The organism is Streptomyces sp. NBC_00846 (assembly GCF_045207325.1).
Classification (GTDB): Bacteria; Actinomycetota; Actinomycetes; order Streptomycetales; family Streptomycetaceae; genus Streptomyces.
Map to the genome: position 1 here is coordinate 417,948 of NZ_CP108846.1, position 24,149 is coordinate 442,096.

General features: G+C 71.2%; 19 protein-coding genes. 10 read left to right on the top strand and 9 right to left on the bottom strand.

Annotated elements, in window-relative coordinates; translation table 11 throughout:
• Positions 1 to 398 precede the first annotated feature (398 nt).
• Positions 399 to 1,793 (bottom strand): NAD(P)/FAD-dependent oxidoreductase, encoded by a 1,395-nt coding sequence (locus OG936_RS01960; protein WP_406492088.1) that lies wholly within the window; start codon positions 1,791 to 1,793, stop codon positions 399 to 401.
• A 200-nt stretch (positions 1,794 to 1,993) separates the two neighbouring features.
• Positions 1,994 to 2,701, bottom strand: a complete 708-nt coding sequence (locus OG936_RS01965; RefSeq protein WP_406492090.1) for a TetR/AcrR family transcriptional regulator — start codon at positions 2,699 to 2,701, stop codon at positions 1,994 to 1,996.
• A 174-nt stretch (positions 2,702 to 2,875) separates the two neighbouring features.
• On the opposite strand from OG936_RS01965, the gene OG936_RS01970 reads away from it, so the two are divergent.
• Positions 2,876 to 4,324 carry an APC family permease gene (locus OG936_RS01970; RefSeq protein ID WP_406492092.1) on the top strand — a complete coding sequence of 483 codons (1,449 nt, stop codon included), beginning with the start codon at positions 2,876 to 2,878 and terminating at the stop codon, positions 4,322 to 4,324.
• A gap of 281 nt (positions 4,325 to 4,605) precedes the next feature.
• Complete coding sequence (locus tag OG936_RS01975; protein WP_406492094.1) at positions 4,606 to 6,033, top strand: amidase; 1,428 nt, start codon at positions 4,606 to 4,608, stop codon at positions 6,031 to 6,033.
• 756 nt (positions 6,034 to 6,789) lie between these two features.
• On the opposite strand, the gene OG936_RS01980 is transcribed toward OG936_RS01975, so the two are convergent.
• A complete protein-coding gene (locus OG936_RS01980) occupies positions 6,790 to 7,095 on the bottom strand; it encodes an acyl-CoA dehydrogenase family protein (RefSeq protein WP_406492095.1) in 306 nt (101 codons plus the stop codon).
• A gap of 165 nt (positions 7,096 to 7,260) precedes the next feature.
• On the opposite strand from OG936_RS01980, the gene OG936_RS01985 reads away from it, so the two are divergent.
• From OG936_RS01985 to OG936_RS01995, 3 genes are all read left to right on the top strand, one after another.
• Positions 7,261 to 7,737, top strand: coding sequence for a DUF6643 family protein (locus OG936_RS01985; protein ID WP_383759139.1), 477 nt, complete (start codon positions 7,261 to 7,263; stop codon positions 7,735 to 7,737).
• Positions 7,738 to 8,082: 345 nt separating this feature from the next.
• The gene (locus OG936_RS01990) at positions 8,083 to 8,673 is read left to right on the top strand and encodes a hypothetical protein (protein ID WP_406500296.1); all 591 of its coding nucleotides are present in this window, start codon (positions 8,083 to 8,085) and stop codon (positions 8,671 to 8,673) included.
• A gap of 152 nt (positions 8,674 to 8,825) precedes the next feature.
• Positions 8,826 to 11,261 carry a right-handed parallel beta-helix repeat-containing protein gene (locus OG936_RS01995; protein ID WP_406492096.1) on the top strand — a complete coding sequence of 812 codons (2,436 nt, stop codon included), beginning with the start codon at positions 8,826 to 8,828 and terminating at the stop codon, positions 11,259 to 11,261.
• On the opposite strand, the gene OG936_RS02000 is transcribed toward OG936_RS01995, so the two are convergent.
• Positions 11,231 to 13,540 (bottom strand): hypothetical protein, encoded by a 2,310-nt coding sequence (locus OG936_RS02000; RefSeq protein WP_406500297.1) that lies wholly within the window; start codon positions 13,538 to 13,540, stop codon positions 11,231 to 11,233. The genes OG936_RS01995 and OG936_RS02000 overlap by 31 nt on opposite strands.
• 275 nt (positions 13,541 to 13,815) lie before the next feature.
• Here OG936_RS02000 and OG936_RS02005 point away from each other — a divergent pair, with 275 nt between their 5' ends.
• The 3 genes from OG936_RS02005 (at position 13,816) to OG936_RS02015 (ending at position 16,023) form a co-directional block, all read left to right on the top strand.
• Positions 13,816 to 14,652, top strand: coding sequence for a DeoR/GlpR family DNA-binding transcription regulator (locus tag OG936_RS02005; protein WP_406492097.1), 837 nt, complete (start codon positions 13,816 to 13,818; stop codon positions 14,650 to 14,652).
• Between the two features lie 310 nt (positions 14,653 to 14,962).
• The gene (locus tag OG936_RS02010; RefSeq protein ID WP_383759143.1) at positions 14,963 to 15,415 is read left to right on the top strand and encodes an SRPBCC family protein; all 453 of its coding nucleotides are present in this window, start codon (positions 14,963 to 14,965) and stop codon (positions 15,413 to 15,415) included.
• A gap of 128 nt (positions 15,416 to 15,543) precedes the next feature.
• Positions 15,544 to 16,023 carry an SRPBCC family protein gene (locus OG936_RS02015; RefSeq protein WP_406492099.1) on the top strand — a complete coding sequence of 160 codons (480 nt, stop codon included), beginning with the start codon at positions 15,544 to 15,546 and terminating at the stop codon, positions 16,021 to 16,023.
• A gap of 38 nt (positions 16,024 to 16,061) precedes the next feature.
• Here the strand turns inward: OG936_RS02015 and OG936_RS02020 are convergent, their stop codons facing one another.
• Positions 16,062 to 17,195 (bottom strand): PLP-dependent cysteine synthase family protein, encoded by a 1,134-nt coding sequence (locus OG936_RS02020; protein WP_406492100.1) that lies wholly within the window; start codon positions 17,193 to 17,195, stop codon positions 16,062 to 16,064.
• Between the two features lie 206 nt (positions 17,196 to 17,401).
• Here OG936_RS02020 and OG936_RS02025 point away from each other — a divergent pair, with 206 nt between their 5' ends.
• The gene (locus OG936_RS02025; protein ID WP_383759146.1) at positions 17,402 to 17,719 is read left to right on the top strand and encodes a hypothetical protein; all 318 of its coding nucleotides are present in this window, start codon (positions 17,402 to 17,404) and stop codon (positions 17,717 to 17,719) included.
• 189 nt (positions 17,720 to 17,908) lie between these two features.
• On the top strand, positions 17,909 to 18,433 hold the full coding sequence (locus tag OG936_RS02030; protein ID WP_406492102.1) for an ATP-binding protein: 525 nt from the start codon (positions 17,909 to 17,911) through the stop codon (positions 18,431 to 18,433).
• Positions 18,434 to 18,509: 76 nt separating this feature from the next.
• On the opposite strand, the gene OG936_RS02035 is transcribed toward OG936_RS02030, so the two are convergent.
• From OG936_RS02035 to OG936_RS02050, 4 genes are all read right to left on the bottom strand, one after another.
• Positions 18,510 to 21,074 (bottom strand): ABC transporter permease, encoded by a 2,565-nt coding sequence (locus tag OG936_RS02035; protein ID WP_406492103.1) that lies wholly within the window; start codon positions 21,072 to 21,074, stop codon positions 18,510 to 18,512.
• 4 nt (positions 21,075 to 21,078) lie between these two features.
• Complete coding sequence (locus tag OG936_RS02040) at positions 21,079 to 21,873, bottom strand: ABC transporter ATP-binding protein (RefSeq protein WP_406492104.1); 795 nt, start codon at positions 21,871 to 21,873, stop codon at positions 21,079 to 21,081.
• Complete coding sequence (locus OG936_RS02045; protein ID WP_406492105.1) at positions 21,870 to 22,160, bottom strand: SHOCT domain-containing protein; 291 nt, start codon at positions 22,158 to 22,160, stop codon at positions 21,870 to 21,872. Before OG936_RS02045 ends, OG936_RS02040 begins: the two co-directional genes overlap by 4 nt.
• 760 nt (positions 22,161 to 22,920) lie before the next feature.
• The gene (locus OG936_RS02050) at positions 22,921 to 24,135 is read right to left on the bottom strand and encodes an ROK family protein (RefSeq protein WP_406492106.1); all 1,215 of its coding nucleotides are present in this window, start codon (positions 24,133 to 24,135) and stop codon (positions 22,921 to 22,923) included.
• Positions 24,136 to 24,149 lie beyond the last annotated feature (14 nt).

Genomic DNA, 24,149 nt, shown 5'->3' on the forward strand with positions numbered 1-24,149 from the left:
CAGGGCGACTGGGCCGGCGGATACACCAAGTACCAGCGCGGAGTGAACGAGTTCATGTCCGGGTACGGCGTCCGGGGTCAGGGGGTGTCTGCTGTCCCGTGCTCCCCCGCAGGCCGCACGCTCGGGATGAGCGGTCGGACCGCCTGGTTCGACAGTGGAGACAACCGGCCTGCCGGGGAGCCGGGCGGCGAGTTCGCCCTGGGCAACTTCAAGGGCCGGTGCCGCACCGATGGGTATCTGGCGGGTGTCGCCTTCACCGGCGCCTGGGCCAAGGGGAAGACCCCGGACGCCCTTCTGTGTCGCAGGACCGAGTCGGTGTCCCGGACCTGCTCGCCGAGGCCCGAGCTCGTATCGCGGCCCTTACGCCCGGCGAGGAGCCTTGCCCCGATGACTGGGCATCAGCTCCCGAACCCGAGGCCGAGCCGGTCGAGGGTCTTGAGCCAGAGGTTACGGCGCCCGAAGTTCTCGTCCGCGCGGGCGAGGGACCACGTGGTGGCCTGGATTCCCGCCCATCGGAGCGGTTCCGGCGGAAAGGGAAGGGGCTTGCGCCGCACCATCTCCAGTCGGGTCCGCTCCGTGCGCTCGCCGGCCAAGAGGTCGAGCATCACCTCGGCACCGAAGCGGGTCGCACCCACGCCGAGGCCGGTGAATCCGGCCGCGAAGGCGACCCTGCCCCGGTGGGTGGTGTCGAAGAACGCGGAGAAACGGCTGCAGGTGTCGATTGCTCCGCCCCAGGCATGGGTGAAGCGCAGTCCTTCCAGTTGGGGAAAGGTCCGGAAGAAGTGTCGGGCCAGGGTGGCGAAGGTCTCCGGCCGCTGGTCGTGCTCAGCACGCACCCGCCCCCGGTAGTGGTACACGGCGTCGTAACCGCCCCACAGAATGCGGTTGTCGGCGGAGAGCCGCACGTAGTGGAACTGGTTGGCGACGTCGGAGAATCCCTGCCGGTTGTGCCAGCCGACAGAGGCGAGCTGTTCGTCCGTCAGTGGCTCCGTCATCAGCGCGTAGTCGTACACGGGGACGGTGTAGAGGCGGTGCCGCTTGACCAGGGAGGGGAAGGCGTTGGTCGCGAGAGCGACCCGGTTCGCCAGGATGCGTCCGTACGGGGTCCGCACCGTGATCCCCGGGTCGGCCTCCGCGATGGCCGTTGCCCGGGTGCGCTCGTGGATGCGTACGCCGATGTCCAGACACGCCTGCTTGAGGCCCCATGCGAGACGTGCGGGGTTGAGCATCGCCGTACCCTCCTCGTCCCAGAGCGCGCCCAGGAAGGTCGGTGAGTTGATCTCGGCACGGACCTGGTCGGCGTCGAGCACTGTCTGCTCGGAGCCGTAGCGGGCGGCAAGCGCGGCCAACTCGTGCAATTCATCGACCTGGTACGGCTCGGTCGCCACGTTGAGGGAGCCGGTGCGCTCCCAGTCGCAGTCGATGTCGTAACGCTTGATCGTGTCCTCGATCGCCTGGAGGTTCTGGATACCGAGCCGTTCCAGCTCGGAGAGCTCGTCGGGCCAGCGATCAAGGCCGTTGCCCAGACCGTGAGTGAGGCTGGATTCGCAGAAGCCGCCGTTGCGCCCGGACGCGGCCCAGCCGATTTCCTCGCCTTCGATCAGGACGACGTCACGGGAGGGGTCGCGCTCCTTGGCGATCAGAGCGGTCCACAGGCCGGAGTAGCCACCGCCCACCACGAGCAGATCGCAGCTGGTGTCGGCGACCAGGGCCGATGTGGCCTGCGGGCGGCCGGGGTCATCCAGCCAGAACGGGGTGGGGCTGGCATCCCGGAGTGCGTGGACGGGATCCATGAAGGACTCCTCGGGTGGTGCGTGGTGCGGCTGGGCCAATGGGTCCTGCCATCAGACTCCAGCCCGAGATTGATGTCAACGGTGTTGACATAAGCCCACTGCGTCTCACCCGGACCCAGGCCGCGACGCGGCCAGGGCATGCTGCGATCGACCTGATCCGCGTCCCGGCGGGGCGTGGCGCGAAAGCGCCCGGTCCGGACTCAGCCGACCGCCCCGGGCAACTTCGCTTCAACGGCGTCGAGCAGCAACTCCAGCGCGAACGGATAGCCGCTGAGCATCATGTCGGCGGCCAACAGGCTTACGGTGGCGGCGATGTGGGGGTAGTCGTTCGCATCCAGGCGGCCGTAGCGGTCCTGCCATACCTGGAGATCGGCCGCCTGCGCGGTAGCCGGAAGGGCGAGTGCCGCGGCGTCCAGGGCCGCGAAGGCGAGCGCCTGGTCCACGAAGGCGTGATAGATCCGCACCGCATCCCGGTCTTGGAAACCCGCCGACCGCAGCAACCCGAGGATCGTCTCCACGGCCCGCGTCTCGTTGTTCCGCCCCGTCGTCCGGTGCGCCGCCAACAGAGCAGCCTGTGGGTGCGCCTGGTAGGAGGCGTGGACGCGCAGACCCAGCTCGCGCAGGTCGGTACGCCATTCTCCGACCGGCTGCCAGCCCCGCCGGGCACGGCCGATGAGCTCGTCGGCGATCGCCAGCAGCAGGTCGTCGGTGTTGCGGAAGTACCGGTAGAGCGCGCTGGGGTCGGCCCCCAGCGCGGCCCCCAGCCGCCGGACCGTCAGAGCGTCCGCTCCATGCTGGCCGACCAACCGAAGGGCCGTCTCCACGATGACCTGCTCGGACAGCACCGTGCCCTGCTTCGTCGGCCTTCTGCGCCGCCGCTGCGGCTCCGGAACCACACGCTCATTCATGGTGCGGAGCTTATGACAACGCCATTGACGTGTGAAGGGGACAACGGTTTCATGGCCTGCCATCCGGCCCCTTGGGCCACCTTCCCCCCCGAAGCAAGGCGACGACCGTTGGCGGTACCAGTGAAGAACACAAGCACCGCGCCGAGAAGAAGCGCCCAGGAACCGCCGACAGCAATGCGGAAATCCATCAGCGTCGTCGACGGCATCGTCCTCGCCGCGTCGAGCACAGCGGCCACCAGCAGTATCGGCATCGGACTCGGCCTGATGGCGAGCATCGTCGGCCTGCACCTGCCGGCGATCATGCTGCTGGCCTTCCTGCCCGTGCTCGGCATAGCCGGCGGATACGGGCGCCTCAACCGCGTCGCACCCAACGCGGGCAGCAGTTACAAGTGGGTCGGCCGCGTCTTCAGTCCCTGGCTGGGCTTCCTGGTCGGATGGGTCAATGTCGTCGGCACCATCGTGTTCATGGCCTACACCACCACGGTGACGGGCTCGGCGATCATCCAGCTCCTGGGCCAGGCCAACCTCCACAGTGTCGGCGGCCTCTCCCTCGATCCGGACTCCACCCTCCAGTCCACTCTTCTCGGCATGGCCGTCCTGGTCGCTGCCGCGCTGGTCGCCGTTCGCGGGCTCGATCTGGCTGCGCGTCTCCAGAAGTACCTGCTGATCTTCGAGTACGGCGTGCTGCTCGCGTTCTGCGGCTATGGCCTGTTCGCCGGGGACCAGCCCTTCTCGCTCCAGTGGTACAACCCCTTCGACATCCCCTCGGCCGCGGCCCTCGCCCAGGGCATGGTGCTCGCGGTCTTCTGCTACTGGGGCTTCGAGTCGGTCTTCAGCGTCGGTGAAGAGGTCAGTGACCCGCGGGACGCCTCCCGCGGCGGGTTCATCGCCCTGACCGTCATGCTCCTCCTCTTCCTGCTCGCCGGCACCGCCTTCCAACGGGTCCTGCCGCTGGACGAGTTGGCGGACAACGGCGCGCAAGGGCTCGCCTACTTCGGTACGAAGCTCGCCGAGCAACCGTTGGCCGCACTGCCGCTCATCGCCCTCATGTTCTCCGCGGTGGCGTCGCTCCAGGCTTCGGTCATCCCCACCGCCCGAGGGATGTACGCGATGGGCCGCGACGGTGTCCTCGGCCCCGTCTGGACACGCCTGCACCCCAAGCACGGGACCCCCGCCGTCGGCACCATGCTGATCACCGCGATCGCCCTGGTCCTCGCCGCGATGGCGCTGGTCATCCCCACCGTCAACGACTTGATCTTCGCCGCCGTGAACGCGATCGGAATCGTCGTCGCCCTCTACTACGCCCTCACCGCCGCGGCCGCCGCGGTGTGCTTCCGCCACTTGCTCCGCACATCACCGCTGGAGGGCCTGCGCGCGGTCGTCGGACCGGTGCTGGGCGCGCTCGCGCTGCTCGCCACCGGCGGCTACCTCACCTGGACGTTCTATCGCTCCACCGACCACTTCGAAGTCTCCGCCGACAACGGCTGGTTCGCACTGCTCGTCCCGGTCCTGATGATCGGCTCCGGCCTGCTGGCCGCCGCGTGGGCCCGCTGGCACCACCGGTCGTCCTATTTCACCGATACCCGTGACGCCGCCGACAGCGAACCGGTAGGCGCCCTCTGACCGGCACCCTGCCGACGCGCGGCACGGACCGCGGCACCTCGTTCCCTCCAGCATCCCGCTCGCGGACCGCCGCCCCATCAGGAACACCTCCCAAGGCGAAGGCCGATCCGGTCTTCATCGCCGAACCCCCCGTCCCACCATGCCCCCGTGACCAGTCCCCGACATCCCAACACCCACCACCGGACTCCGGGGCCGCGGCCCCGGACGGGATCCGGCCCCACGTCCGCGCATGCTCCCGCGCACTCACCCGACTCCTCCGATTCAACGCAAAGGACCACCACATGACCGACCTCACCGACATTGCCTATCTGCCGGCGACCGAGGCCCTGCGCCGATTCCGCGACCGCTCCCTCTCACCGGTCGAGCTGATGACCGCGGTCATCGCGCGTGCCGAAGCCGTCGAACCGAAGATCAACGCCCTTGCCGAGCGGACCTTCGAGGAGGCGCTCGCCGCCGCCCGCGTGGCCGAAGCGCGGTACGGCGGCAAGGGCGAGGCACCTCGCGCCCTGGAGGGTCTCGCGGTCGCGACGAAGGAGGAGCAGCCCATCGCGGGCCGCCGAAGCACAGACGGCTCCCTGGCGTTCCAGGACGAGATCGCCGAGCAGACGCACCCGGTGATCGAGCGGGTCCGGGCTGCCGGTGGCATCGTGCATGCACGGACCACAACCCCGGAGTTCAGCTGCGCGGGGTACACACAGTCCCGGCTGTGGGGCGTCACCCGCAACCCGTGGAACCTCGAGTTCAGTCCGGGCGGCTCCTCCGGCGGCGCAGGCGCCGCGCTCGCGGCGGGTGAAACGACGCTCGCAACCGGCTCCGACATCGGCGGCTCGATCCGCATCCCCGCTTCGTGCACGGGCACGGTCGGCTACAAGCCGCCGTACGGGCGCGTGCCGGCGATGACGCCGTTCAACCTCGACACGTACTGCCACGACGGCCCGATGGCGCGCACCGTCGGCGACTGCGCCCTGCTGGAGAACGTCATCGCGGGGCCCCACCCGTTGGACGCGGTCTCGCTGCGGCCTGAACTCGTCCTGCCCGAGCGGTTCGAGGGCGTCAAAGGCCTGCGGGTGGCGCTTTCGGTCACCCTCGGGGACTGGCCGGTCGATCTCGAGGTCGAGGCCAACACCCGCGCGGTCGCGGAGGCACTGCGCACCGCCGGGGCCGTCGTCGAGGAGGTAGAGGTCCCCATCATGCGGGCGGACGTGATGCGGGCAGCGATGATCCACTTCGGTTCGATCTTCGGCCCGTACATTGCATCGGTTGCTGCCGAGCACGGCGACCGACTCACCACGTACGCACTCGACTTCGCCCAGCGGGCTGCCGAGGCCGTCCGCGAGCCCGGCAGCTTCCTGCAGGGCCTTGAGGCCGAGGCCGCGGTGCAGACGACGCTCGGCACCCTGCTGGACCGCTACGACGTCCTGCTGTGCCCGACGACCGCAATCCCCGCGCTCAGGGCGGACGACGACTACCTGTCGACCAAGGTTGTGATCAACGGTGTCGAACTGGACTTCTATCTGGAATCGGCGATGACCACAGCGTTCAACATAGCCAGCCGCTGCCCGGTGCTGAGCGTGCCGTCCGGTTTCGCCTCGACCGGAGTGCCGACGGGAGTACAGGTCGTCGGACGCACCTACGACGACGCCACGGTCTTCCGTGCCGCGGCAGCGATCGAATCCGTCCGCCCCTGGAACAGCTTCCCGGTCCTCTGACGTAGCGTCATTCCGCCGGAACCACGGGCCAGGGGTTCTGCCGCAGGAGGCCGGGCGCAGACCGACGCAGGCAACCGCGCGTCGCCGAGCGGACCGTGTACTCCCGGACGAGAGCCCGGCTCCACCCGGCGGGTGTCGCCCCCCTGGCTGATCGAGTCGCCCCGGAGCGGTGCACCGCTCCGGGGCGACTCGATCAGCGGGTCGGTCTCGACGACGCATGCGCCGGCGTCCGGAGCCGTCGCACACATCCGCAAAGGCGAGAAAGCCTGGAACCCCGAACTTGAGCAAGAACGCCGGCTGCGCGGCCCGACTGGACACGGTCGCCCCGGTCACCACTTCGACACCGTGCGCGACCAGCCCCCGCTGCACCGCGTCGCCCTCGTTCCGGGTGACCTGGCGGCGCACGAGCGGCAGGTCTCCGGCTCGATCCGTGCCCTGGAACGTGAGGTGAGGGTCTCCCTGTTCCATCGCACCACCCGCCGCCTCGTACCCGCCTCGGCGGGCTGGGAGCTGGTCCCGCCGGCGCGGCGGGTGCTCGACGACGCGGTCGCCGTCCACGACGCGATGTGCAGCGCCCATGAGGCCGGGGGCGGCGTCCTCACCGTGATGTGCACACCGGACACGTCAGCTGAGGCGGTGGCCTCCTGGGCGGGGGATTCACCCGCAAGTACCCCGTGGTCCGCCTCGACAGCAGCGAGGCAGGTTCCCGGCAAGAGATCGTTGCGGCGGTGGCGGACGGGCAGGCCGAACCGGGGTTCACTCTTGAATCCGACAAACTGCGCGGTGACCTGGGTGGATTTGCGACAGGTGGAGCCGCTCCGCCGCGCGCCCCGGACCGCCGTGGTCCACCACAGCCAGAAAGTGTTCCAGCTGTCCCGGCTCGCCGCCGAGCAACTGGACGCAACGGTCCGCCACCCGGCCCGCCATCTCGGAACAGAACGGCTTGGCCGCTGCGATGCGATGCCGTGGGATGCTGCCGGAGTCGAAGGCCCGGGCCGCCTCCACGGTCAGGGCCCGGCCGGCCTCCTGGTCCGCGAAGCAGCCGCCGGGATCCGCCGGCACGGCACCGAGGTCCTCAGCCAGGGCGCCCTCCGACGGAAAAGCCCCTGCTGTAAACGGAAGCCTCAACGGTGTTTTGGCAGGTCAGGCGGACAGAACCGGCCTAAAACGGATGACCCCAAGATTAGGGCTCCCCAACCAGCACATCGTGGGCTTAACTTAGGTGTCATGACCTCCCCCCGCTCCACCTACGGCGGCGGCTACTACGCCGCACCGTCGTTCCCCGACACCCCGATCTACGACTCCCTGGTCGCGGAGCGGGGCACCCCTCAGATCGCCCCGATCCGAGTGCCTGCCGCCTATGACACCGGCAACAGCTACCTGCCGGCTCTCCCGGCGGCCCTGCCGGCTCTTCCCGCGGCACCTTCCCAGCCCGGCCCGTCGTACGGCTACCAGCAGCCGCCCCAGCAGGGTTACGCGCCGGTGCAGCCCCCGCAGTTGCAGCAGGCCCCGGCGCCGTACATCCCGCAGCAGCCGACCGCGACCCGCGGCGGATACCAGGCGGCGCCCTACGCGCCGCAGCAGCAACGGCCCGCGCCGGGCACCGGGTACGAGGCGATGCGTCCGGCGTCGCCGCGCCCCGCCCCCGCGCCCTCTCCGTACGAGGACCCGTACAACCGCCCGCACCAGGGCCGGGGGTACTGAGCCGGGGAAGTCGCACACGGTCGTACCGAGGTCGCCGTCGAGCCGTGGGGACTCGTCGGCGGCCTCGACGTTCCCGCACCGGGCCGGGTGCCGCCCGTCGTGACTCCGTGCCGCCCTCGCGCGCCGTGCCGCCCTCTTCGGCCGGCCCGTACAACCCTTCAGGTCGCTCGCGCGCCCCGGACGGGCCGTCAGTCTCCTTCGGTGGGCGGGGAACTCACGGGGTCGGTCCATGCGTTGTCCGGGGGTGACGTTCCTCTCTCTTCGCCGCTCCAGTGCGCGAAGCACGCCGTATCGGGTTAAGACGGATACGGAAGGGGGTGCGGGACTGTGCGAGCGCTTACGGGCATGTGGCGTTGGCGGCACAATCCCCTGCGCCGCGCCACTGACCGGCGCGAGGCGTGGGTGGCATTGGTCGCGCTGATTCTCATGGTGCTGGCGGCGCCGGCGCTGGGCTGGCGGTGCGGATCGTTCACCGATGACGCCCTGCAGAAGTCGGTACGGACCCAGCGGGCCCAACGCCATGCCACGACCGCGGTCGTGCTGCGCCGGGCGCCGCAAGCGCCGCACTTCGTCACCGATCCCGAGGTGTCCTCGGAGCGCACCCCGCAGACCCGGGTGGTGGCACGCTGGAAGGCTCCGGACGGCACCGACCGCCGCGGTACGGTGACCACCCTCTCCCGGCAGCCCGGGCCGGGCACCGAGGTGAAGATCTGGACGGACCTCGACGGCCACCCCGCGCCGCGCCCCATGGACGCGCAGACGGCCCGTACCCAGGCGGCGCTGGCCGGGTTCGGGGCGATGCTGCTCGCCGTCGCGCTGATCGAGGGCTGCCGCCGCCTGATCGTCTGGCGCATGATGCGGGGGCGGTACATCAGGATCGACCGGGACTGGGCCGAGGCCGGTCCTGACTGGGGCAGGACCGGGACCGGCAGCTGATCAGCCGGGATCGGGTCAACTCCCGCCCGCCGCGCGCGCTACGGTGGACCGGCCCGCCCGCTTCCTCGGCGGGCGGACCCGGGTTTCGTCGTGGCCGGAAGGCCGGTGGACCCGGGCATCACACACGCACGAGGTGGGGGCACAACAGCGCCATGGCACAGGGCACGGTCCAGGTGACGCACACCGGCACATCGCGGTGGCGGCGCCGCACAGGCGAATACGCCTCCCTCACCGCAGCCCTGGAGGCCGCGGCGGACGGGGATGTCCTCACCATCGCGCCCGGCACCTACCGGGAGAATCTGGTCCTGCACCGGGCGGTGACATTGCGCGGCCCCGAGGGCTCGGCCGGCTCCGTACGGATCGCGCCCATCGACGGCGTGCCGCTGACGGTCCGCGCCTCCGCCGTCGTCTTGGACCTGCATGTGGAGGGCCAGGACTCGACGGCCCCGGCGCTGCTCGTCGAGGACGGCGCACCGGAGCTCGCGGATCTGCGGATAGTGACCCGCTCCGCCGCGGGGATCGAGGTGCGCGGTACGGCCCGGCCCACCGTGCGCCGTTGCACGGTCGACAACCCGGCCGGCGTCGGCATCGCCGTACTCGACGGTGCGGGCGGCGTGTTCGAGCAGTGCGAGGTCGTCTCGGCCGGCCAGTCCGGCGTCTCGGTGCGCGACGGTGCGCATCCGCGGCTGGAACGCTGCCGGATCCACCACGCGTCGGGCGCGGGGCTCAGCGTCACCGGCGAGGGCAGCGGTCTGGAGGCCGTCGGCTGCGAGGTGTACGAGATCAAGGGCAGCGGGGTCCAGGTCACCGCTCGTGCGGCCGCCCACCTCACCGAGTGCACGGTGCACCGCACTTCGGCGGACGGCGTCACGCTCGACACCGACGCCGTCCTGACGCTGGCCGACTGCGACATCCACGACATCCCGGAGAACGCGGTGGATCTGCGCTCTCGTTCGGTCCTCACGCTGACCCGCTCCACGGTGCGCCGGTTCGGCCGCAACGGTCTTTCGGTCTGGGATCCCGGCACCCGGGTCGATGCCAACCAGTGCGAGATACATGACAGTACGGGCGACTACCCGGCCGTCTGGGTGAGCGACGGGGCGACGGTGATATTGGACTCCTGCCGGGTCCACGACGTGCCGGACGCCATTTTCGTGCTCGACCGGGGCTCGCGCGCCGACGTGGTCGACAGCGATCTCTCCCAGGTCCGCAATACCGCGGTGTCGGTGAGCGACGGGGCGACCGCCCAGCTCGACGACTGCCGCATCCGCGAAGCGTCCACCGGCGCCTGGTTCCGCGACCACGGCAGCGGCGGCACGTTGAACAACTGCACCATCGACACCGCGCAGACCGGAGTGATCGTCACCAAGGGCGCCGACCCGACGATCGAGCGCTGCACGGTCACCTCGCCCACCGAGGCCGGTTTCTATGTCTCCGCCGAGGGCCGCGGCACCTTCCACAGCTGCCGGGTCACCGGCAGCGACGGTTACGGTTTCCACGTGATGGACGGCTGCCGTACGACGCTGACCCGTTGCCGTACCGAGCGGTGTGCCCGCGGCGGCTACGAGTTCGCCGAGGGCGGCGCCCACGGCGACGGGCAGGGAGCGGGGCCCGTCGTGGAGGACTGCACGAGCGACGAGAGCGCGCTGCGCTCCCCCGCTCCCCCGGCCCCGGCCGTGCTGACGGCGACCCAGTCGGCCCCCGGGCTGCTCGGCGGGATCCCGGGGCAGCGGGCAGCGGAGCCCGCCCCGGCCGAGGCTCCGGCCCCCGAGCCGGTGCGCGCGTCGGACGCCGTTCTCGGGGAACTGGACGCGCTGGTGGGCCTGGACAGCGTGAAGCTGGAGGTGCGCGCCCTCACCGACATGATCGAGGTCGGCCGTCGGCGCCGGGAGGCCGGGCTCAAGGCCGCGTCGGTCCGGCGGCATCTCGTGTTCACCGGCTCGCCCGGCACCGGTAAGACCACTGTGGCCCGGCTGTACGGCGAGATCCTCGCCTCGCTCGGGGTGCTGGAGCGGGGCCATCTGGTCGAGGTGTCCCGCGTCGACCTGGTCGGCGAGCACATCGGCTCGACGGCCATCCGCACCCAGGAGGCGTTCGACCGGGCGCGCGGCGGGGTGCTGTTCGTCGACGAGGCGTACGCGCTGTCGCCCGAGGACTCCGGCCGGGACTTCGGCCGGGAGGCGATCGACACACTCGTGAAGCTGATGGAGGACCACCGGGACGCGGTGGTCGTCATCGTCGCCGGCTACACCCACGAGATGGAGCGATTCCTCACCATCAACCCCGGTGTGGCATCACGTTTCTCACGGACCATCACCTTCAGCGACTACGAGCCGGCCGAGCTGCTGCGGATCATCGAGCAGCAGGCCGAGGAGCACGAGTACAGCCTGGCCTCCGGGACCGGGGAAGCGCTGTTGAAGTACTTCACGGAACTTCCCAAGGGCCCTGCGTTCGGCAACGGCCGTACCGCGCGCCAGACGTTCGAGTCGATGGTGGAGCGGCATGCGGGCCGGGTCGCCCAGCTCACCGATGCGAGCACGGACGACCTCAGCCTGCTCTATCCGGAGGATCTGCCCGAACTGCCCTGATCCCGCAGGGTTTTCGGGGCTTCCTCCCCGCCCGCCTGGCGGGGCAGGGCCGGGTCGAGCCGCTCCAGCAGTGCGGCCCGTTCCTGGGCGAAGACCGGGTCGGCCTGGTAGTCCGAGTGCCCCAGAACCGGTTCCGGCAACGGATGTTCGGGGGCCCGCCCGTAGACCAGCGGGTCCTTCAGCGGCCCCCGGTCCACCTCTGGCCCCGGTCCGTCGTCGAGCCGGACCCGGCCGCCGATCGGGTCGGTGGCCCGCCAGAGGTTGCGCCAGCAGTGCACGGACCGGTGCAGCCCGTGCAGCGGTCCGGGGCCGAAGTAGGCCGGGAACCAGCGCGCGTACAGCCGCTCGATCGGCGAACCGTAGGTGAGCAGAGCGACCCGGCTCCGGGTCTCCGGGGGCAGCTGCCAGACCGCGGACGCCGCGAGGACGCTGCCCTGGGAGTGGCCCGAGATGACGAGCCTGCCATGGGTGAGCCCGGTCCAGCCGGACATCCGTGACGCCAGGTCGGGGACGGCGCGCTCGGCGTAGCAGGGCGGTGCGAAGGGATGGGCGGCGCGCGGCCAGAACGTACCGACGTCCCAGAGGATGCCGATGGTGCGCCGGGCGGAGGCGTCGCGGTAGGCGCGCCGTCCCCAGGTGACGAAGAGTACGAAGCCGAGCCCGATCATCCAGGAGCCGGTCGACTGGGCCGCTGCGGCGACGGACTCGATGAACGGGCCGCTGCCCTTCATCGCCAGGCCGGGCACCTCACCGCTCGCCCAGGCCCCGCCGACCGCCGCCACACCGAGCAGCAGCGTGGCGCCGGAGACCGGGCCGAGGATCCAGGGCGCGGAGTCGGTGAGGGCCGCCGTGGCCCGGATCCGGGCGATCTGCCGGGTCCGGGCGGGGTCCGGCCGCTGCTGCCCGTACTCCCGGTCGATCTCGGGCTCCAGGGCGCGCGCGATGAGCCAGGTACGTACGAGCAGCACGGCGCCGGGGACCGCCAGCAGCACCAGGAGCACGGGGATGACCGAGGCCTGCCAGCTGAGCAGCACCGGGGGCCCTTCGATGAGGGCGCCGCGGCCCATGCCCGGGGTGCCGGAGCCGTCGAGCCAGTCGGCGACACGCTGGGCGACCCCGCCGGTCATGACGCCACCGAGAGCGCAGGCGAGCATGGCGACCACCGGTCCGCCGAGTCCGTGCATGACGGTGCGGGGTTCGGGGATCTTTCGGTACAGGCCGAGTGACACCACGGCGAGGACGACGACGAGCGCTCCCTGGCCGAGGGTGACGATGCTGAAAGTGACGTCACCGGGCAGGGCCCCCGCCGAGACCCAGGCGGGACGCGACCAGGCCGCGTACACCGCGGCGAGGACGAGCAGGGCCAGGGCGCTGCCGGGCAGCCAGGTGATGAGGGCACGGTCGAGCCCGTTGTCGAGACTCCGCTCGCTGCGTCCGCGGCGGCAGACGACCCACAGCACCACGAGCGCGCCCAGGACCAGCGCCGCCTCGATCAGCGATCCGAGGACGCCGGGCACGGGGCCGGTGACGGCGCGGTCATGGCGGCCCGCGGCGCCCGCGACCGACGCGGCGACGGTGAGGAATCCGGCGGCGGTGTGGGCGGCGCGCAGCCGGGCGACCAGCCGGCGGCCGTACCAGAACCCGGGCCGGGCGAGAGCCGGGCGGCTCCCGGCCGGGGTGGCGGAGGTGTTCGGATCGGGTGCGGTCTCCGGGTCGGCGTCGTCCGGTCCGGAGCCGGTGAGCGGGCGTTGCGATTCGTACGCGCTCCAGGTCCGGTTGGACAAGAACCAGAGCAGCCCGACCAGCGCGGTGGGCACGAGCGCGGCGAGGGCGAGGCGTCGGCCCGGCTGGGACCACCAGCCGCCCTGTGCCGTCGACAGGAAGCCGAGCCAGGACCGCTGGTCCGAGCAGTCCGGCACGCCCGCGCACTGCCAGGCCGTCAGGTCGAGCGCGACCTCGCAGGCCGCCGCGGTCAGCAGGACCGTGAGGCTCAGGGCGACGAGCCGGACGAGGACCCCGTACAGGCGCACCGAGCGGGTGCGGCTCCGGGCGGTGGGGCGCATCCAGTGGGCGAGGTTGACCACCATGAACGGGAGCAGCAGCAGCCACAGGGCGCGGGAGCCGTTGCCGGAGGTGAGGTTGGACCAGCAGTAGGCCTCGGCGATGGGCCGGTCGTGGTACCGCTCGGGGTGCTGTTCGGCGTCCATGTCCCCGGCCCTCCGGTACATGGCGGCGGTCGCGTCGCCCGTGACCCGGACCGGCCGCGGATCGTCGAGCATCTCCTGTGGGGTGGCTCCGCCCACGCCGTGGACCAGCAGTTCCAGCGCGGGCCTCGGACTCTGCGGGGCCTGGGTGACAGGTGCCACTGGAGTGACTCGCTCTCTCGGTCGTGGGGAAAGGCGCTGATACGCGGTCACCAGGATCACGGATGAGGGCCGGTGGACGCACCGCTCTCACGGAATCTCCCCAGTGCGGCGGCCGGCGACACCGCGTGGCAGGATGACCCCGTTCCGAAGAGACTGTTGCGCTGTCTGAAGGAAGGACCGGACCAGCGTTGAGCGAGAATCAGAACCTGCTCGCGGAGCAGCGGCGCGCCCTGATCCTCGACGAGGTGCGCAGGCGTGGTGGGGTCCGGGTCAATGAGCTGACCCGGAGGCTGAACGTCTCTGACATGACCGTCCGCCGGGATCTGGACGCGCTGGCCCGCCAGGGTGTGATCGAGAAGGTGCACGGCGGGGCCGTACCGGTGGTCGAGGCCAGTACGCACGAGCCCGGTTTCGAGGCCAAGTCGGCACTGGAGCTGACCGCCAAGGAGGACATCGCGCGGGCGGCCGCCGCGATGGCGGTGCCCGGTACCGCCATCGCGCTCTCCGGTGGTACGACGACGTACGCGCTCGCCCAGCATCTGCTGGACGTACCGGATCTGACGGTGGTGACCAATTCGGTGCGGGTCGCCGATGTGTTCCACTGCGCGCAGCACTCGGGGTCCGCGGGCGGGGCGCGTGCCGGGGCCGCCACGGTGGTGCTCACCGGTGGGGTTCGGACTCCGTCGGACTCCCTGGTCGGCCCGGTCGCGGATCAGGCGATCGCCTCGCTCCACTTCGATGTGCTGTTCCTCGGGGTGCACGGCATCTCGGTGGAGGCCGGTCTGTCGACGCCGAATCTGGCGGAGGCCGAGACGAACCGCCGTTTCGTCCAGTCGGCACGGCGCGTCGTGGTGGTCGCCGACCACACCAAGTGGGGCACGGTGGGACTGAGTTCGTTCGCGGCCCTGGCGCAGGTGGACACGTTCGTTACGGACGCGGGTCTGTCGGCTGTCGCCCGTGAGGAGATCGAGGAGCATCTGCCGAGCCTGCTGGTGGCGGGCCGGATCGCGGACGACGCTTCCTAGGAGGGTGCTGAAGATCTTGGCCGGATCAGCGAGCGACGTCCGGTGCGTGCAGCTGCAAGGCGCCGAAGCGGCCTCAGATGAGGCCTCCCCTGCTCGAACGCAGTTGAGAGCTTGGGGAAGGAGCTGTCAGGTCGTTCTGGCAACGCCGCAGGTGTGCGTGCCAGGCGTCGGGAGCCCGGCCAAGACCTTCAGCCCCTCTCCTGGCTATTGCCCCTCCCGGCAGGCTTTGCTCCGTCGCGGCACTGGCGACCGGGCGGTGTGTCGGTTCCGCTCAGCTCGGACCGGGCGGTGCACGGCTTAGGATCGGGCTGTGGCCGTCTTCCGGATCGAGCGTTTCACGCATCTGCCCACGGCCGAGTCCTGGCGCCGGGTGACGGACTGGGAACGGCACGCGGCGAGGGTGCCGCTGACCACGATCACCGTCCCCACGGGGCTCCCGACCAGGGTGGGGACCGTCTTCGTGGCGCGTACGGGCGTGGGTCCGCTGGGTTTCGACGATCCGATGGAAGTGGTGCGCTGGACCCCGCCCGCCGTCGGGCGCGCGGGGCTGTGCCGGGTGGAGAAGCGCGGTTCGCTGGTGCGGGGCCGGGCGTCGATCGATGTGTATCCCACGGATTCCGGATCCCATGTGGTGTGGGTGGAGGAGCTGAGTGTCCGGCTGCTGCCGCGGTGGGTCGATCCTTTGATCGCCGCGGCGGGCCGCCGGGTCTTCGGCCGGGTGCTCGACGGCATGTTCGGCCGTCCGGCGGGTCCGGGGCCGTAGCCCGGCGTGGGAGCGCCCGCCCGCATAACATCCTTACGTACAAGGACATCTGACGGCGTGACAGCTATGGTGTGCGCGACCTGTACGACCCCGTACGCCGCCGACCTACCGCACGGGAGGTGCGATCCGTGCCACGCCGACTCCGTTCCGTGGGCCTCGATTTCGTCGAGTCCGCTGCCCTGCGACTGGTCTTCGACGCCGAGGTGTCCGCCCCTCCCGAGGCGGTCTACCGTGCGCTCGCCGACGACGTGGCGGGCTGGCCGAGCTGGTTCACCTCGGTGACTGCGGCCCGGCCCATCGAGGAGGGCGCGGGCCGCGAGATCCGGCTCAGGGGCGGCACGGCGCTGCGCGAGTCGATCCTCGCGGCCGAGCCCGGCGCGCGGTACGCCTACCGGGTCGACGAGTCCAACGCCCCTGGCCCGAAAGCCCTGGTGGAGGAGTGGCGGCTCACCCCGGCCGGGACCGGGACGCGGGTGCGGTGGACGTTCGCCGCCGACGGTTCCGCACCCTTCCGCTTCACCCTGCGGCTGGCCCGGCCGGGAATGGGCCGGGCGTTTCGGAACGCCGTGCGCAATCTCGACAGGCGGCTGGCCGCACCCGCGGCCTGAGTGCGGCCGCGGACCGGGCGTACCGCGCTCCGTCCGTGCTATCCGGGCCAGTTGCCGCTGCTCAGGAAGGATTCGATGGTCCGCGTGTACGGGGCGATGTCCAGGCCCTGTTCGGCGAGCCAGCTGTCGGAGTAGTACTTGTCGAGGTAGCGGTCGCCCGGGTCGCAGAACAGGGTGACGACGCTGCCGGTACTGCCCTGTTCGACCATCTCCGCGACCAGTTTGAACGCGCTCCACAGCCCGGTGCCGGTGGAGCCGCCCGCCTTCCGGCCGATGGTTCCCTCCAGGGCGCGCACGGCCGCGACACTGGCCGCGTCCGGCACCTTCATCATCCGGTCGATGGCCCCGGGCACGAAGCTCGGCTCCATCCGGGGCCTGCCGATGCCCTCGATCCGGGAGCCGCAGTCGCTGGTGGCCAGGAGGTCGTGGTGGGTCCAGCCGTCGAAGAAACAGGAGTTCTCCGGGTCGGGCACACAGATCCGGGTGTCGAACTGCATGTAGTGCACATAGCGGGCGATGGTCGCCGAGGTACCGCCGGTTCCGGCCGTGGCGACGATCCACGTCGGCTCCGGATAGCGCTCCAGCCTCAGCTGCTGGTAGATCGACTCGGCGATGTTGTTGTTGCCGCGCCAGTCGGTGGCCCGTTCGGCGTAGGTGAACTGGTCCATGTAATGACCGCCGGTATCGGCGGCCAGCATGGCGGACTCCTCGTACAGCTTCCGTGAATCGTCGACGAAGTGGCAGCGGCCGCCGTGGAATTCGATCAGCCGGCACTTCTCGGGGCTGGTGGTACGGGGCATCACGGCGATGAACGGCACACCGATCAGCTTGGCGAAGTACGCCTCCGAGACGGCCGTCGAACCGCTGGACGCCTCGATCACCGGCCTGCCCGGCCGGATCCAGCCGTTGCAGAGCCCGTAGAGGAAGAGCGAGCGGGCCAGGCGGTGCTTGAGGCTGCCGGTGGGGTGCGTCGATTCGTCCTTGAGGTAGAGGTCGATGCCCCAGGTCTCGGGCAGCGGGAAGCGCAGCAGGTGGGTGTCGGCGGAACGGTTGGCGTCGGCCTGGACCTTGCGAACGGCCTCCTTGAGCCAGGCCCGATACTCGGAGTCGGAGCGGTCGATGTCGATGGTCGCCACGACCCGGCCGTCGTCTGTGTGCTTTGCGGTGCCCATCAACGCGTTCCTCCTCGTATCACCGGACTCTCGCCGTCAACGATATTCCCCCTACCTGCAGAAACGTTCACTTTGATGCTCCATAGCCCTGCCTTGGCCCGGCCGGACAGGACGGCTGCCACATTGCTCCGGGACGCGGCCTGGCGCGCAGGTCCCGGATGCGTGCAGACTTCTGACAGAGGCGTTACGAAGGGGGCGAAGCAGTCATGCCGGAAACGGAGTTCAGTGCGACGGGGGTACGGATCGAGCGGTGGGCCCGCTCGCTCACGAGGGCCGGGCAGGTCATCGTCAAGGACGGCCGGCTGGCCCTGCTGACCAGTTACGGACGGGAGATCGACAGCGCCCCGGTGGTGGCGGTGAGCGCGGGCAGGCCGTGGTTCGCCGGAGCAGGGGCGGCCGTGGCGCGTCTCAACGGGACGCGGTACCGGCTGACGATGGGGCAGCGCAACCACGGTCCGGACACGGCCGGACCGGCCCACCGCTTCCTCGAGACGCTGCGGAGCGCGGGCAGCCGGATGATCTGACGGAGCAACCCCGCCGGGACAGCGCGAGTTGCAGAGCCGTGGCCCCTGAGCGACATTGGTCACATGTCACTCATGGTTCACCAGCGGTGACACTGAGATCCGTCACCGCCGGTCCGGATTCAGCGGTTCGTCGTCTGCTGGATCCGTCCCTCTCGTCTTCTTCCGGACCTATTTCGGGGAGTCGCAGCCGTGATCAGCGAGCCAAGCAGGCACTGCACGGTGGAGCTCCAGGCCCTGCCGTCGCGGATCGGTCAGGTCCGCAGAATCGTTTCAGCGCAGTTGCGCTACTGGCATCTCGATCCGTTGATCGACCATGCGGCGCTCGGCGTCACCGAACTGCTGACCAATGTCCACCGGCATGCTCAGCCGGACAAGTCGTGCACCGTCGAGATCGAGTTGCTGCTCGAACGGCTGACGGTGTCCGTCCACGACCACGACCCGCGGCTGCCGACCGTGCGCGACCTCAGTACGTCCAGTACGTCGGGGCGCGGGCTCGCGCTGATCGCCGCGGTCAGCGAGAGCTGGGGCGTCCGCCCGAGCGGCGAGGCCGGGAAGGTCGTCTGGTTCACCCTTCCGGCACCTCCTCCCCTGTTCACCGGGCGGCCACCGCACTCGGTGTACGGGGCGACCACGGACGGGCCGTTCGAGCCGGACGCCGTCACGTATCTGGAGAGCCGTACGCCCTCCGTCGCCCGGTCGGCGGTGGTCGGGTAGCGGAAATGGAGGAGCGGGGCGCCGGACGGCGCCCCGCTCCTCCATTTCCGTGCGCTGTTCGGCTCCTTTCCGTGCGCTATTCGGCGGCGATCGCGCGGAGCACGTCCAGCCGTGCCGCCCGGCGGGCCGGCCGGCGGCCTGCCAGCGCCCCGGCGGTGATCCCCACGAGGGCGATCACCAGGAGCCGCAGCGGCGGCAGCGCGAAGGCGAGGGCGGTGCCACCCGCGGATGCCTCGACCAGCACCCAGCCGAGGAAGCCGCCGAGCAGCAGACCGCCCGCCGTGCCGAAAGCGGCGACCAGGACGGACTCGCAGCGGACCATGGACCGCAGCTGGCTCCTGGTCTGCCCGACGGCCCGCAACAGGCCCAGTTCCCTGGTGCGTTCGTGGACGGCCAGCGTGAGCGTGTTGGCGATGCCCAGCAGCGCGATCAGTACGGCGAGTGCCAGCAGGGCGTAGACCAGGGTGAGCATCATGTCGATGCCGCCGGCCGAGGACTGTGCGTACTCGCTGCGGGTCTGTACGTCCGGGTTGCCGTACGCCTCCGCGGTCTTCGCGACTGCCGCCTTGCCGTCGGCGGTGGACACGCCGGGCTTGAAGGAGACGGCGATCAGCGAGTCGGAGTCCTGGGCGCGGTGCGGGTCCCAGGCCTGGCGGGTGATGACGTAGTCGCCCGCCAGTTCCGGCCGGTCGTAGACGGCGCGGACCGTGAAGTTCTGCCGGGTGCCGTCGGTGAAGGTGAGCCGTGCGGTGGAGCCGGTGCGCAGTCCGCGCTTGCCGGCCTCGGCGGCGGACACCGCGATCCCGTTCGTGCCCAGCCCGTTCAGCGATCCGTCGACCCGGCCGAGGTCGAAGACCCTGCCGAGCGCGGCCGGGTCGGTGACGGTCAGAGCGCGTCCGGCGCCGTCGACCTCGGCGACCCCTTTACCGAGGCCGACGGCGGTAGCGACCTCCGGCAGCCGGTCGACGGCCGGGGCGAGCCGGGGGCTGAGGCCGCTGCCGCCCGCCCCGAAGGCGGGGGCACTGATGGCGACGTCGCCCGCGAAGGAACGGTCCACCGTCTGGTTCATGGTGGCCTTCAGCGAGGCACCGAAGACGGTGAACAGGGAGACCACGGCGACGCCGATCATCAGCGCGGTCGCGGTGGACGCGGTCCGTCGGGGGCTGCGCAGGGCGTTGCGGCGGGCCAGCCGGCCCGTGACGCCGCGCAGCCGGTCGAGCGGAGCGCCGAGGAACCGTACGGCGTACGAGGAGGCGACCGGTCCGAGCGTCACGAACGCGGCGAGTGCGAGTACCGCGCCGGCGGCCGACAGCGGGCCGGACCGGCCGGCCGACACGCCGGCCAGGATGGTGCCGACGGAGGCGGCCAGCAGTACGAGCCCGCTCAGGGTGCGTGTACGGGATGCCGCGGAGTGGTCCACGGCGCTCTCGCGCAGGGCGGCGAGCGGAGCGGTGCGGCCGGCCCGGACGGCGGGCAGGAGGGCGGAGCCGAGGCAGACGAGGATGCCGACGGCGAGCGGCAGCAGCAGCGACCCGGCGCCGATCACCAGCGGGCCCGCGGGGAACGGGAATCCGACGGCGGAGAAGAGCGCCCGCAGTCCGGCGGCGACCCCGATGCCGCCGGCCAGCCCCGCGGCGGAGGCGGTCACGCCGACCGTGCCCGCCTCGACGAGGCTCGCTCCGACGACCTGGCCGCGGGAGGCACCGAGCGCGCGCAGCAGGGCGTTCTCGCGGGTCCGCTGAGCAACGACGATCGCGAAGGTGTTGTGGATGGAGAAGGTGGCGACGAGCAGCACGATCCCGGAGAACACCAGCAGCAGCGTGGTGAACAGGCTGAGGAAGGCGCCGGAGATCATGTCCCGGTCCTCGGCGGCCGAGGCCTGACCGGTGATGGCCTCGACGCCCTTGGGTAGTACGGGGCGCAGTGCGTCGACGAGTTCCTGCTGGCTGGTGCCCGGGCCCGCACGCACCTGGATGGTCGATGCCTCGCCGGGCTTCGGCGTGAGGTGCTTCTCGGCGTCGGCCTGCGTCATCGCGGTGTAGGTGACCTGCCCCATGCCGTCCTGGCTGCCGAAGGTGGCCAGTCCGACGATCGTGACACGTACGGGGTCGGGGGTGCGCAGCACGGTGGTGTCGCCGATCCTGAGCCCGCCCCGGTCGGCGGCGCCGCGGTTGATGACGACCTCACCGGGTGCGGCGGGGGCACGTCCGGCGGCGAGCCGGTACGGGTTGAGCTTCGGGTCGTCGATCCAGTTGCCGGCGAGGGTGGGCGGCCCCTGGCCGCCGACGGGTTTGCCGTCGGAGCCGATGAGCTGGCCGGCGCCCTGGATGTCGGGGGCCGCCGCGGCGACCTCGGGGGTCTGCTCGATCGTCTTCACGAGTGCGGTGCTCACCGGCTGCCGGGTGCCCCGGGACTCACCGGCGACGGTAATCACGTCGGTCCCGCGCACGACGGCGTCGGTACCGGCGGTGGCGTTGCCGAACATGGTGTCGAAGCTCGCGCGCAGGGTGTCGCCCATGACGAGCGTCCCGGTGAGGAACGCGACGCCGAGCAGGACGGCGACGAAGGTGCCGGAGAAGCGGCGCTTGTGGGCGCGGAGCGAGGAGACACTCAGGCGTACGGATGCCCGGGGGCTGGTCATGGCGTCACCGCCCTCGTGAGGGGTGGGGGGCGAAGGACTTGAACCGGTCGATTACGCGCTCCGCCGTGGGGTCGGTCATCCGGTCGACGAGCCGGCCGTCGGCGAGGAAGACGACCTCGTCGGCATGGGCGGCGGCGACCGGGTCGTGGGTGACCATGACGACCGTACGGGCGGTCTGCCGGACGGTGCCGCCGAGCAGCCGGAGCACCTCCTGGCTGGAGCGGGAGTCGAGGTTACCGGTCGGTTCGTCGGCGAAGACGACATCGGGGCTGCCCGCGAAGGCCCGGGCCACGGCCACCCGTTGCTGCTGTCCGCCGGACAGTTCGCCGGGGCGGTGGTGCAGCCGGTCCCGCAGTCCGACGGTGTCGATCAGTGCGTCGAGCCACTCCGGGTCGGGGCGCTCGCCCGCCAGATCCAGGGGCAGGGTGATGTTCTCCGCGACGGTGAGTGTCGGCAGGAGGTTGAAGGACTGGAAGACGAAGCCGATGCGCTGTCGGCGCAGCAGGGTGAGCCTGCGGTCGTCGAGGGCGCTGAGGTCGGTGTCGCCGATGAAGGCGGAGCCGGAGGTGAGGGTGTCGAGTCCGGCCGCGCAGTGCATGAGAGTGGATTTGCCGGAGCCGGAGGGGCCCATGATCGCGGTAAAGCGGCCGGCCGGGAATTCGACGCTCACCCGGTCCAGGGCCCTGACCCGGGTGTCTCCCGTGCCGTAGAGCTTCACGGCGTCGACGACCCGGGCCGCGGCGGCGGTGGCGGACGTGGGGGTGGGGGTGGGCCCGGAGGTGGGAACGGTGGTCGTCATGCCACTCCTTCCTTGTTGCCTCGGCCGAACTGTTCATCGAGGACGGAGATCCGGCGCCAGTACTCGTCCTCCTCGATCTCCCCGGCCGCGAAGCGGCGGCCGAGCAGCGTGATCGGTGACGGTTCGGCGGGGCTCTCCTGGGTGGCACGGGCCTGCCAGGGGCCGCGTCGGCCGCGCAGGACCGTGCGGCGCAGGAGAGTGACGCCGCCGATGACGACGGCTGCCCAGAAGAGCGGGAAGAGGAGGATCCAGGGCCCGGGTCCACCGCTGTACGCCAGGGTGTTCATCTCGGTCAGCTCCCTCGGTTCAGGATGCGCGGTCAGGTTTTCCCGACGACTGCGAGCCTGGCCCCGGAAGGGGGCCCGAGTCGTCGTACGGCCGGCGGCCGTGCGCGTACACCTTCGGGAGTACGCGGCGGATCCGCGGCTGCTCCCGTGGTCGGGCCGGGAGCGCTGGGGCAGATGTACCGGAAGGCCGGTCCTTCATCGGCTGGAATGCGTCGATCGCGTTCGTCACCGTTCTACCGGCGGTTCATCAGATGACGCTCGCTTTTGTCGGCTGGTCGGGCCGGACGGGCGTGGATACGGTCGGTCGCGTCGTCCGGAAAGGGCGGCATCCGTCGCGTGTTGCGCGCGCCCGGGCCGTCCCGGCCGTCATGTGCCGGTACGGAACACGCTCAGGCGGTTCCATGGGAGTGGACATGAGCTCTGTCGGTCGTAGGACCGTTGTGGTGATGGCCGCGGCTTCGGCGTCGCTGGGCGCGGGGAGCGGTGTCATCGCGTCTTGCGGCCGCCACGTCGTGCAGCGGGGCGCAGTGCCCCAGCCTGAAGCCGACCAGGCTCACGACGAGCCAGGCCGGCCTGAATGTCACCCGGATGCAACTGGAGAACATCCAGGCGACGGCGTCCGAGGCGGTGACCGGGGAGCCCATCCGCGGTGCGGAGACCGTGTTCGCCACCATCGGCGGCCGGACGCTGGGATCGGCCTGCACCGACTACGACGGCGTGGCCTCGGTCACCGCCCCGGAGAACCTGGCCTCGGGGCCCGTCACGCAAGCGCGGCCAGCGGATCGTCCAGCACCGGCTGCCAGGCGAGTTCCGCCGCGCCCACCAGGCTGTTGTAGTCGAGCGTGCACGGCAGGATCGGCACACTGCCGCTGCGCCCCCACAGGCTGCGGTCCGCCACCACCGCGCGCAGCCGCTCCGGATCCGCGTCGAGCAGGGCGCGGTGCAGTCCGCCGAGGATGATGCGGTCGGGGTTGAGGATGTTGACGAGCCCGGCGAGCCCGAGGCCGAGCCGGTCGATCAGCGCCTCGGCCGCGCCCCGCACCGCCCCGTCCTCGTACTCCGTACGCAGCAGATCGCCGGCCTGCTTGAGCAGCGACTCCTGCGGACCGGGTTCGCGACGGGCGGTGATCAGGAAGGCCAGCGGGTCGGTCTCGACGTCCAGGCAGCCGCGGCCGCCGCAGTAGCACGGCCGGCCCTCGGGGTTCACCGTGAGATGCCCGACCTCCAACGCGAGTCCCGAACTCCCGGTGTGCAGGCGGCCGTCGAGGACCAGTGCCCCGCCCACGCCGCGGTGACCGGTGGCCACACAGAGCAGATGCTGGGCGCCGCGCCCCGCACCGTGCCGGTGCTCGGCGAGTGCGGCGAGGTTGACGTCGTTCCCGGTGAACGCCGGCCCGGGGATGCCCGCTTCCCGTACCCGGTCGGCGAAGATCTCGCGCACCGGGGCACCCGCGGGCCAGGCGATGTGCAGTGGGTTCAGTGCGGTGCCCTCCGGTTCGGCGACCGCGGACGGCACCGCGAGGCCCGCGCCGACGCAGCGCAGTCCGCTCTCCCGCAGCAGCCGGGCGCAGTCGTCGACGACGTCGCCGATGACCTGGGCCGGGTCCGCGGTGACGGTGGCACAGCTCGGGGTGGTGGCGACGAGCCGTCCGCCGAGCCCGACGAGCGCGGCCCGGAACCCGTCGGCGTGCACCTGGGCGGCGATGGCGACGGGGCCGGACTCCCGGATGGCCAGCCGGTGCGAGGGGCGGCCCTGCGAGCCGGCGGCGGAGCCCGGCCGGGAGTCGACCCGGATCAGGCCGAGCGCCTCCAGTTCCGCGGCGACCGCACCGGCCGTCGCCCGGGTGACGCCGAGTTCGGAGGTGAGGACGGCGCGGGTGGGCGCGCGTCCGGTGTGGACCAGTTCCAGCGCGGGTCCGAGCGCGCTGCGGCCCCTCTCCAACTTTGTCCGGGTGGTGGTCACCTTGCCGTTCATGGGGGCGAGTCTCC